Source organism: Rhizobium altiplani (assembly GCF_001542405.1).
GTDB lineage: Bacteria > Pseudomonadota > Alphaproteobacteria > Rhizobiales > Rhizobiaceae > Rhizobium > Rhizobium altiplani.
Window position 1 is genome coordinate 1 of sequence record NZ_LNCD01000058.1, and the last position, 10,807, is coordinate 10,807.

12 protein-coding genes and 1 pseudogene are annotated in these 10,807 nt (G+C 56.9%); 4 read left to right on the forward strand and 9 right to left on the reverse strand.

Annotated features, from left to right (window positions below; genetic code table 11):
* Both AS026_RS12045 and AS026_RS43280 read left to right on the forward strand, forming a co-directional pair.
* Positions 1-1,101, forward strand: a pseudogene (locus tag AS026_RS12045) (hypothetical protein); the annotation flags it as partial.
* A 197-nt stretch (positions 1,102-1,298) separates the two neighbouring features.
* Positions 1,299-1,895, forward strand: coding sequence for a P-loop NTPase family protein (locus tag AS026_RS43280; protein ID WP_082728503.1), 597 nt, complete (start codon positions 1,299-1,301; stop codon positions 1,893-1,895).
* Between the two features lie 29 nt (positions 1,896-1,924).
* Here the strand turns inward: AS026_RS43280 and AS026_RS12055 are convergent, their stop codons facing one another.
* From AS026_RS12055 to AS026_RS12085, 7 genes are all read right to left on the reverse strand, one after another.
* Positions 1,925-2,323, reverse strand: a complete 399-nt coding sequence (locus AS026_RS12055; protein WP_082728504.1) for a VOC family protein — start codon at positions 2,321-2,323, stop codon at positions 1,925-1,927.
* Between the two features lie 57 nt (positions 2,324-2,380).
* Positions 2,381-2,875 carry a hypothetical protein gene (locus tag AS026_RS42010; protein ID WP_062369712.1) on the reverse strand — a complete coding sequence of 165 codons (495 nt, stop codon included), beginning with the start codon at positions 2,873-2,875 and terminating at the stop codon, positions 2,381-2,383.
* 83 nt (positions 2,876-2,958) lie between these two features.
* The gene (locus tag AS026_RS12065) at positions 2,959-3,651 is read right to left on the reverse strand and encodes an alpha/beta fold hydrolase (protein WP_062369713.1); all 693 of its coding nucleotides are present in this window, start codon (positions 3,649-3,651) and stop codon (positions 2,959-2,961) included.
* Entirely contained in the window at positions 3,648-4,130 is a 483-nt protein-coding gene (locus AS026_RS12070) for a hypothetical protein (protein ID WP_245307444.1), read from the reverse strand. Before AS026_RS12070 ends, AS026_RS12065 begins: the two co-directional genes overlap by 4 nt.
* 58 nt (positions 4,131-4,188) lie before the next feature.
* A complete protein-coding gene (locus AS026_RS12075; RefSeq protein ID WP_062369714.1) occupies positions 4,189-5,301 on the reverse strand; it encodes an alpha-hydroxy acid oxidase in 1,113 nt (370 codons plus the stop codon).
* A 557-nt stretch (positions 5,302-5,858) separates the two neighbouring features.
* Entirely contained in the window at positions 5,859-6,269 is a 411-nt protein-coding gene (locus AS026_RS12080; protein WP_062369715.1) for a DUF2442 domain-containing protein, read from the reverse strand.
* A complete protein-coding gene (locus tag AS026_RS12085) occupies positions 6,262-6,462 on the reverse strand; it encodes a DUF4160 domain-containing protein (RefSeq protein WP_062369716.1) in 201 nt (66 codons plus the stop codon). The genes AS026_RS12080 and AS026_RS12085 overlap by 8 nt, the downstream gene beginning before the upstream one ends.
* Before the next feature lie 646 nt (positions 6,463-7,108).
* Between AS026_RS12085 and AS026_RS12090 the strand changes: the two genes are divergently transcribed.
* Together AS026_RS12090 and AS026_RS12095 are read left to right on the forward strand one after the other, a co-directional pair.
* Entirely contained in the window at positions 7,109-8,461 is a 1,353-nt protein-coding gene (locus AS026_RS12090; RefSeq protein ID WP_062369717.1) for an LLM class flavin-dependent oxidoreductase, read from the forward strand.
* 15 nt (positions 8,462-8,476) lie between these two features.
* Positions 8,477-9,004, forward strand: a complete 528-nt coding sequence (locus tag AS026_RS12095; RefSeq protein ID WP_062369718.1) for a flavin reductase family protein — start codon at positions 8,477-8,479, stop codon at positions 9,002-9,004.
* On the opposite strand, the gene speB is transcribed toward AS026_RS12095, so the two are convergent.
* On the reverse strand, positions 9,001-9,996 hold the full coding sequence (speB, locus tag AS026_RS12100) for an agmatinase (RefSeq protein ID WP_062369719.1): 996 nt from the start codon (positions 9,994-9,996) through the stop codon (positions 9,001-9,003). The two genes, AS026_RS12095 and speB, sit on opposite strands and share 4 nt — an antisense overlap.
* A gap of 319 nt (positions 9,997-10,315) precedes the next feature.
* On the reverse strand, positions 10,316-10,807 hold a 492-nt coding region (locus AS026_RS12105), incomplete at its 5' end, for a LysR family substrate-binding domain-containing protein (protein WP_160330107.1).

Sequence of the window (10,807 nt, forward strand, 5' to 3'; positions counted from 1 at the left end):
CAGAACCAGAGTGATGATCTCTCAGGCGACCGCTCGTCTATTCAACTTGAGAAGTATCTGGAATTAGATCCCAATAAAGATGGGAAGTTAACAGCCGACGAGCTTCAGGAACTCGCAACAGCAGCTTTCGCCTATTTCGACAAAGACGGTGACGGTCTCCTATCCCCAACAGAAAAACGCGAACTTCAAGCGCGGAGCGAGATGATCACCCGTGCAGATAGCTTGGAGCGGCAGTGTCGGTTGCCGAAAGCTACAGCACGACAGAAAGTGTACCTGATCACTGCCTATGAAGGAGGCACTCTTTCGAACGTCTCCATTGTTGGCCAGGATGAAGTAACCGAAATCGCAACCATCGAGATCGCGGCTGGTTCTGAGCCGATCTATTTGGCAGTATCGTCCTTTACCCCAATGATCTGGCGTTTGACCGGGCACGTCGAGCGAGTAACAACCTTCTATGGTACAGGATGGACTGGGGTTGGCGTCACGGGCGTCCCCAAGGATGTCGTCACGCTCGTCTCGGATCGAGAATGCAGTCGTCGCTTTGAAGGCAAGAGCGGAAGCGCAACAACGCGCCAATTTCTACAGGCGCTAACGTCTTTGATCGGTCACGATATCGATGGCATGATTTCACGCTATACTTCGTTCAGTATGGCCCTTCCTTCTGATTTCCGAGCGGTCACCGATGAAGTCGAGGACGGTCGGTCTGCGAAAAAGCCTGACTTCAGCCTCGATGGACTTCCGTCACAAGACGGCATCATGCAATTCAAGCAAACTCTTGCCAATCTTAGGAGTTTCAGCCCTGGTGGCGTCGTGAATATCGATGCCAAAGACGTTATCGCCACTCGCATCGCCGAGCCGTACCGGATCCTTCCGCAACAAGCGGGATTGCTGCAGCTCTTGCAGAACGGGTCTCTCGTTGAACGGGGCCGGGAAACATATGTGGCGATGCGGGCTTTTGCACACTATCCTGCTGGTCTCGCAGGTGGCCACTCGGTTACTTTCCAGTTTCCCGAAGGAATGAAACTGCCCGAGGGAAGGCCCGGTCATTCAGAGGTGTATGTCGGCAAAACGAAACAGCTGCCGACGGTCCTTCGACAGTAGTCATTGCGCCGCCCAGATGATCGACTACGAGCGGCCCCATCGGTCGCCCCAATGTCATCCCAGTGCGGCAGTGTTACCGTTGCAATGGGTCTACGTTCCCCGAGTTCGTGTGGAAACCTGTCGTGATGCACGTTGCAACTTCAAAGAGCAGGTCGAACGCGCTACCTTTCAGCATCTTCGACGAGTTTGAGATGTAGATGCCTCGATATGTTTCTGTCTCTGACGCGGCAGGCGTTTTGGCCAAGGCCGAACGCGTCTTGGTCATTGGTTGTTCGGGGGGAGGAAAGACGACATTATCTGCGAAGGTCGCGCAGCTTCGTCACCTCGAATTTCAGTCGCTCGACCGGGATGTGCGATGGCTTCCAGGGTGGGTTGAACGTGATCGAGCTGAACAACGAGACATCATTGCGCATCTGGTGCAGCACGAACGATGGGTCATGGACGGCAGCGGCGCGTCTTCATTCGACATCAGGCTTCCGCGAGCTGACCTAGTCTTATGGATCCGGGTACCCAGACGTACTGCACTGATCGGTCTGTTGAAGCCTGTATCTCGTTATTATGGGTCAGTGCGTCCTGCAATGGGTGACGGTTGCCCTGAGCCACTGCCTGATCGCAAGTTCTTGTCTTACATCTGGAATTTCGAGAAGAAATACGCGCCTCTTTTTATCAAGCAAATTGATCAGCATGGGCCCAATGTCCCCGTAGCTGTGCTTCGCACTCATCGCGAGATGGATACGCTCCTTGGATTAGCTGCCCAGTCTACCCGATCTGTGTCACAGCAAATCCCCGGATAACTTCATATCGTGCCAACGCCACATATAGTTCACGCGTGGGACTTGCACACAGCCTCAATATGGTTGCCGTCTGGGTCGATGACAAAAGCCGCATAGTAATCGGGACCGTAGTGGGGTCTAAGCCCTGGCCCGCCATTGTCGATCCCCCCGTGCGCCAAGGCAGCTGAATGGAATAGTCTGACTGCTTCTCGACTTGGAGCTGCAAAGGCAAGATGATGTCCTGGACCAGCGGAGGACGCTGCCCCGGAACGAAGTTTGATGGCGAATTTATCCCCAGAGCCCGGCGGTCCGTAGCCGACAGCTTGATCAGCATCGCCTGGCGTTAAATCTTCCCACACTCTCGAATAGCCTAAAGGCAACAAGACCGCATCATAGAAGGTGTACGACTTCTCGATGTTTGAAACGCCGAACGACGCATGATGGAGCATCTGTGCTTTCCCTATGGACTGATGTGCGAAGAGAGCGGACGGAATATAGTCTGCACTTCACGCCTCATGCAACGCCCGATTGTGGCACTCCTTCGACGGCATCTGATTGACGTCCCGATGATCATCGATCACGCTCATGGCCTCCGATTCAATTAAGATGGTGCGCCTAACTTGTACACCTTGAAGCCTGGCATAAAGAAGGACCCGGTACGGCGCTGGGCTCTGCCTGACCGCATCTTCTTCGGAAACGGGGCGTGCGCCATTCTCGCCGGAGTGTTTTTGAAGGAGGCACCCCTTCCCGGATTCTATGCTGAGCGCATCATCCCCGGCGAAGGCTTCGCCGGAAACCATATCTTCGTGACCGATGGCGTGATCGCTTTCGACCACCGCGGTTACTCGCTGCGCAACCGACTGCTGACCTACCACACGAATGGTTGGGCCAACCGATCTCCGGAAGGATGGAATTGCCGCCTCGAACGTGTCAGCTTCAATCTGCTCGATAGACGCGATCTCAATGACAACAAGATGCTTGGGCCAAATCAATATCGTCATGACCCGATAGCTCGCGCCGAGACTTACCTTGGCCGAGTGAATCACATTGAAGCAAGCGCAAGAGCACGCGCCAAGCAAATAGCTCACGTCGCTATTTGATCTATCAATTGACGGATTATCGAATTTACTGTCTCCGGTCGTTCCATCGGCACATAGTGCCCGCATTCGGGAACGACATGTAGACAGCCGTTCTGGGCTATCCCGGCTTGCTTGGAGCTGGCGGCCAGTCCGGGCAGGACGTCGTCCGCACCCGTTACTACGTGCACTGGGCCTGGAAATGTGGAAAGGACATCGTCTCGGCTTTGGCGGCTGTGGAATGCCCTAACGCCTCGTAGTACATCATCAATGGGCTGAAGCATAACGATACTCTCCGCCTCAGCGATGATCGCTGCAGACGTGGTCCGCGCAAACGCAGGCTTCCACCATTCGTGCCATGCAGCCGATAGCCCCATCTCCTGAAGCGTAGTGGCGTAGGTTGCACGAAGCCCGGAATCCAGTCGCCGCGCCGCCTTTGTCCCTATCAGAACCAACGCCGCAACCCGTTCCGGCGCGAGTGCAGCAACCTCCAAGGCGCATGAGCCACCAACCGAGCAGCCGACGACAATGACTTTATTACCGGTCGGAAGCTTTAGGGCTTCGGATGCCCAGTCTTCGACGCAATCACCGAAACCATAAAGCGTTGGCGCATACGTTGCACCTGGCAGGAGGTCGAGCTGGGCTGCCCACATCGATCCATCCAATGGCAGTGCATGGAGCAGCAGGAGTTCGGGATTCATGCGGACGGTTCCAACGATTGCGGATCAGGCCAGCGGTGCGGTTGCGTGTCTTTATGGAGATCGCGGTATCGTTTGAGGTTGTTTGCGGATACGATTGAGATCGGCTCCCTCTCAACCTCCACCAAGGCTCCGTGCAGCAGCGGAATATCCCACCGGAAATGAACGTCGCCCCAGAAAAGCGTGAAAGGCCCCTCTCGTTCCTGCACTAAGGTTACCTCGCACAACGTGCCATAAAAATGAAAAGCTCGTTTGTGTCGGAAACGCTTGAGTGGAACCGCTTCGAACTCAGGAATGCCTCGAAGCTTGGAATCCAATTCCCTGAAGGTCTCGCTGCGATAAATCATATCGATATCGCCATGGGTAGAGGGCTCACGAATGCCTAGAACCTCCTCCGCCCAACCGCCAAAAAGATCACAGATAATCCCTGAACGCCGGAGCGTCGCTGTAACTTCGGCCACTTTCTCACGGGTATTCTCCAATGATCCCTCCGAATGTGCGTCGAATAATTTCCTTAGACCCTGTCTTGTTGGATAACTTCTAGGATTCTTGCGACAAATCTATCAGCGGAAATGCGCTTAAGGCGCTTGGTACGGTGACTGAAACTGCCTGGTGGAGATAGGAGCGATCCAATGCGCCGACGGCTGAGACACCGAGCAAAGCCATCGAGCGCAGCATCTCGTCTTCGATCAGCTCAAGCATACGCACGATTGCTGCCTCGCCTCCCGCCGCAAGCGCGTAGCACTGCATGCGACCAAGTCCCACGAGATCAGCGCCGGTCGCGAGTGCCTTTAGAATGTCGGACCCGCGACAAAAACCCCCGTCGACCATTACCTTTGATTGTCCGGCTATGGCATCGATGATTTCGGGCAGGGCATCCAGCGTACCTCGGCCATGATCGAGTTGACGGCCACCATGGTTCGAGACATAAATCCAATCCACTCCGTGATCGACAGCGATACGAGCATCTTCGACCGTGGCAATACCTTTGAGCACGAGTGGAATGTCGTAGTTGTTCTTGATCAACTTGACGGTTCGCCAATCGAGGCTGGCTTGGTGGGCCTGACCCGGCGACTTTGCCAATCCAGCGATCCGATAGCGATTAGCAATATCTCGGTCACGTCGAGCGAGGACCGCGCTATCGACGGTCAAGCAGATTGCAGCACAGCCGCACGCGAGCGCACGGCCAACGTACTCGTTCACAAAAGTGTCGTCACCTCTGACGTAGAGCTGGGCTATTCGTAGTGCTGAAGGGGCGGCCTCTGCGACGGTCTCAAGCGGTGTGCAGCCCGAGCTAAGCATGTGGCCCACGTCGAAAGCGTGCGCCGCTGATGCAGCGGCCGACCCTGCGCCAGAGTCGAATAGGTTCAACGGACCGGTAGGAGCGAGAAATACCGGAAGTCTCAGAGTGCGGCCAAAATACTCGACGGAAAGGTCTATCGAGCTGACGTTACGCAGTACACGCGGTTTGAAAGCAACTGAATCGATGGCCAAGCGATTGCGCTTTAGCGTTGTTTCCGTTTCCGCGCCACCTACGAGGCTGTCCCATTTTTCCTTCGGCAAGACTTGATGGGCTTTCCTAACGATTTCGTGCAAGCTCTCGAACTCGCTTGATGCGGAATTACCCCTTACGACTTCATCTCCTTCACTCATCATGCTTCCTGATGGCTCAACTAGCAAAAACGCATTTGCGACTGTCGAACTTGTAAAATCCTTGATGACAATATCTTCAGCAAGAAGACCGCCGAAACGCCGGAGTCGCAAGCGGAATTGCGGTAATACTTACTTTAGATTCCATATTTCAGTTAGGGCTGGGGCTATGAACACCAGCCACCTACCTAAATGTGGACCGTCGTTAGCAATGTCGCTACAACGTCGGTTGTCGGGGGTATTGCCGATGCCGGAGATTTTTGCGGAAGACCCAAAGCGGCTTCGACTTGCCCCAGCGGACCTGCATTTCGAATAGTCGCCAAGCGCGAAGAATTGGGGATCGGGCCTGCCTTCGGCCGTGAATTGCGATGACAACTACGCGCAAATTGCGGGCGTGTCCTTGCCCACAGTAGAAGACCAGGTTGGGCCCCAGGCGGACGTTTTGTCCACGCCGGAGCCTATCGCGGCAGCGAACGATTTGCGACTGGGTCTTCGGTCCAGGTGGCAACGTCGTTGAACGCTCGTGACGGCCGGGCTAGGCGCCAGCCATCTGCAAGCGCCTAGCCGTTCTTCCGGGGGCGTCCGCCCTTGGCACCGTTGGCACGGCTTGCCTCTACCTTGGCCGTTGAACGGGATTGACCGCCTCGGCGCTGCGCGTCCATGAACTTCGCATTGCCAAATATGCCGTTCATCAACCCGGCGATAGTAAAATCCACGTCCAGGCTTTCCCAATGCAGGCCGGTCTCGCCGAGAAGCTCTACCTCCGCCAACTGCGCAACGGTTGCATTCTCCAGGCCCTGTATCGATCGGGCAGGCACCATGAACGCAGCGCCGTTGGTGAAATCCACGACGATGCGGCCGGATGCCTCATCGAAACGAGCTGATGCCGGGATGGGTGCGCGGGCGCGTTCTGCTTCCCCCTTCACGGTAGCTTCTCGGTAGTGACGATCTTCAAAGACAACTTCACCCATGGATGCTCTCCCACTTTTCGATGAACAGGCGCTTGTTCGCCTGAACAATGGCAAGGGCTACGCTCAAATCCCGCTTCTTCATTCCCCGGTTTGATATCACGGTGAGATCGAGGATATTGATGCGGGCTTCCCCATCTCCATAGACATGTGTGTGCGCCGGTTCGTGGTCATCCGTGTAAATGACAAATCGCATTCCTGCTTCGCGGAAAACGGTACCATGCTCCAAAATAACCTAACAACTTGGGTTTTTCAAGAGCCAGCGGTCGATTGGGGCCGCAAACAGTCTTCACTCAGAAATGTGGAACCCACCCACAAATCGATTCCACATTTGAGTAAGTGGCTGGGCTATGAGCAGGACCCCTTCTGAACCCGCGACGCTCAAGGTTCCGGCGTTAACCCATCGCCTAAGAATACGTTTCCATGACGTCGAACTTGCCTAGTATGAAACCATGGCTATCGTCGCGACCTGACCCGAGATGGCGGGCCGCGGGGACCGAGCAGCTATTGCGGCAAGCTCGACGCCAGAGGAAGGGAGGCTCGGGAGTCTCCAGAGGCAACGCCCCCGAGCCTCTCTTCCGACAGCGACGAACCGTGAGACCGGCTCCTCTCCGCAGCAATCGATTGCTTGCTCATCCCTACGATGCGAAAAGGGTCAGTTATATGCGAAATTGAGTCAAATAAAACGCGCGGCGGTCTCACCACGGCGGCGGCAGGCGCAAATCTCCGCACCTGCGACTCTTTAGGAAAACTAAAACGGAAGTCAGCGTTGCGTTATTGATGAAGAAAGTCGCGTGGCGTTACCTTGGGCAATCAAAGAACCAATCCCACTGGAGAATGGCATGGCGCGTACCGACAAGATGAAACTGGGTACATTCGTCTATACGTTCGGCTTTCACCCGGCCTCATGGCTGCATCCGGCAAGCGACGTCCATGGCGCCAACGATTTTAGCCATCTGCTTGATGTTGCCAAACGATCAGAAGCGGCGAAACTCGATTTCATGTTCATGGCCGATTCTCCGGCCGCGGCCGTCGGCGACCCGGATGCTCTCGCGCGCATCCCGACCAAGATGAACCGTTTCGAGCCATTGTCGTTGCTCGCCGCGCTTGCGGTGACGACGGAGAAGCTCGGTCTCGTCGCCACTGTATCGACCAGCTACTACGAGCCCTACAACGTCGCTCGGCTATTTGCCTCAATCGACCATCTGAGCCACGGGCGGGTATGCTGGAACGTCGTTACTTCGGACCACGACGAGACGGGCTACAATTTCAATCGTGAGGGGCTGGATCCGCACGCGCTACGCTATGAGCGAGGCAACGAGTTTGTGGATGTCGTCTTTGGTCTCTGGGACAGCTTCGAGGACGGCGCGTTGCTGCTCGATCGCGAGAGCGGTGTCTACTATGACAAGACCAAACACCATACGCTCAATCACAAGGGCAAGCACTTCCAGGTGCGCGGGCCGCTGAACATTGCGCGCTCGCCGCAGGGCCGGCCGGTCATCGCGCAGGCCGGCGGCTCGGAGCCCGGCATGGACATGGCAGCACGCACGGCCGAGATCGTTTTCAGCCTCGCCTCGAACATCGAGCGAAACCGCGCATTCTACGAAAACGTCAAGGCACGTATGCCGGCCTACGGACGCAACCCTGACGACCTCAAGATCATGCCCGGTGTCGTGCTGAACGTGGGTGAAACGGAAGCCGAGGCGCAGGCGAAGGTCAAATACCTTATCGACAAGATGCACCCGGACGTCGGTCGCTTGATGCTTTCCGAGTTCCTCGAGGCCGATTTGCGCGGCGTCCCATTGGATAAGCCGTTTCCGATGGATCGATTGCCGACTGAACCCAAGGGGTCGCGGGCGCTGTTTGAGGAACTCACCGAGTTCGTGAAGAGCGGTCGTACCGTCGGTGAATTGGTCCGCCACTACGCCGAGAAGCACACAGGCAATGGCATCACCGGTACGCCGACACAGATCGCCGACTTCATGGAGGAGTGGTTCGAGACCCGTGCGGCGGATGGATTCATCCTGATGTTCCCGACGCTGCCGTCCAGCCTCGACGATTTTGTGAAGCTCGTTCTGCCGGAATTGCGCCGGCGCGGACTTTTCCGGGAAGAATATGAGGGCGAGACGCTACGGGACAACCTCGGCCTTTCGATGCCGACCAATCGTTTCGCGAAGGCACAAGCCACAGGCTAACCAAGGAGAGAGCGGATGCCAGAGATTGCAAGCCGACCTGTCGTCGATCAATCTGCGTTCAAGCTGTCTATGCGCCAACTGGCCGGCGCGGTAAGCGTCATCACCGTAGGCGAACGCGAGGAGCGGACAGGCTTTACCGCGACATCGGTTTCGTCCCTTTCGGCAGAGCAGCCTTCGGTAATCGTCAGCCTCAATCGCGGGTCGTCTTCCTGGCCGGTGGTTGAACGGTATCGCCGCTTCTGCGTCAATGTGCTTACCGTCGACCAACAGCATATCGCGCAGTCCTTCGCCGGCTTCGATGGGCGGCGAGGGGTCGAGCGCTATCAGGACGCACAATGGTATAGTCTTTCGACCGGCACGCCCGCGCTGAGAGATGCGCTGACGGTTATCGACTGCGAACTTGAAACGGTCCTCAACCACCATTCGCACGCGATCCTTATCGGACACGTTTGCGCGATTAAAACGCGTGATGATGTCGAGCCGTTGCTCTACTGGCGTGGCGGCTACCGACGGCTATCGGGCGAGGCCGCCATCCGCCCCTAGAGCGCGGATGGCCGGTGATCGGGGGAGCCGGCAGCATTACGCCGAACATCAACCTGTTTGGCAATGATGCAGAGAAGTTCAAACATCATGGTGGCGCCGGCAAGTGCCGTCATGCCGGCCAGGTCAAATGGCGGCGAGACTTCGACAACGTCGGCGCCCACGATCTCAACTCCGGCAAGCAGACGGATCATTTGCTGCGCCTCACGGGTCGTGAAGCCGCCGGCCTCCGGTGTTCCGGTTCCCGGCGCCATGGATGGATCGATGCAGTCGATGTCAAAGGTAACGTAAGTCGGCAAGCCACCTGCGATTTCTCGCGCCTCGCGCATAACGTCGTCTGCGCCGCGGGCGACAAACTCCTCCATGTAGATGATCCGGATGCCCTGCTCTTTCGCCCAGTCATGCTCGCCCGGATCGTAGATCGACCCTCGAATTCCGATCTGAACGATTCGTTTCGGGTCGAGCAGCCCCTCCTCGATCGCACGACGAAACGGTGTTCCGTGCGTATAGGGGTTGTCACCGAAATAGCGATCGTTGGTATCAGAGTGCGCATCAAAATGAATCAGGCCGACCGGTCTGTTTTTTGCCACGGCTCGTAGCACGGGCAGCGTTGTCAAATGGTCTCCCCCGACCGATAGCGGAATGGCACCGGCGGCGACAATCGTATCCATTCCCTTTCTGATGCGACCGAGGCCGTCGGCAAGATCGATCGGGTTCACGGAAAGATCGCCGACATCTGCGACGTTGGCGATGCTGAAAGGCGCGGTGCCCGAGACATGGTGTACGCGCCGCATGAGGCTTGACTGATTGCGAACCTCCCGCGGCCCGTGCCGTGCGCCTGCCCTGTTCGTCGTACCGCCGTCCCAGGGAATGCCGACAAGGGCGATATCAAGCCCGATCGCGGTCTGCACGGCGGGCAGACGCATGAAGGTTGAATGTCCGGCAAAGCGCGGAACTTCGGCAGCATCGACCGGTTGAAAGAAATTGCCGCTCATCGTTCCCGCCCTTTGCTTATGATGATGCCTCAATCTGTGATCCCGCCGCCTCGGGCGCAAGCCCAACTTTTCATAATGCCCAAAGTGCCATTGGCCTCAGTCGCGAAACCGAGTTTCGAGCATAGCCAGGATGGAATAACGAAATCCGCCCCCCAAGAGAGGCGACAGAGGTTAGGAGTATCTGTGGCTGCAGATGAAACTCATGCCTGCGGCGCGAATCAACAGGTTCAGATGGCAATCCCCCACATCATCGCGTCTCTCCGAGCGCAACAAAGAGCGGCGGGCAACCGACCCTGCCTCGATCCTTTATTCTATGTTGTCAGCCGCGCCGTGCCAGCGACCGCGCAATATCGACGATGTCATCGCGGCCAGCGGTTGGGTCCTCTCTGTTCCAGGCGATCCCAAGCCCGATCCGGAAGTCGATCCCCTTCACCTTCTTCAGTTCAAAGCCGCGATTGGGAAGATCAAGCGTCCATTCTGGGGCAAAGCCGATGCCAAGCCCGGCAGAGACCAGCGACACCAGCGCATAGGTGTCATCGCAGCTGAAGGCGATGTTGGCGGTGAGGTCGTATTCCGCGAACTTCTCATTGAAGTAGCGCTCCGTGAACGACAGGTTCTGCCGGTTGAAGGCGATGATCTTCTGAGTGCGCAGATCGTCGATGCTGATCTCGTCCCTGGCTGCCAGCGGATTGGCATGGCCAACCGCCAGGTAGTAGCGCTCATGCGCCAGCGAGACGAAGCGCAAGGAGCCGATGTTTTCCACCGGGCGGATGAAGCCGAGATTGAGCTGGCCGGTCTCCAGGCCGCGGAT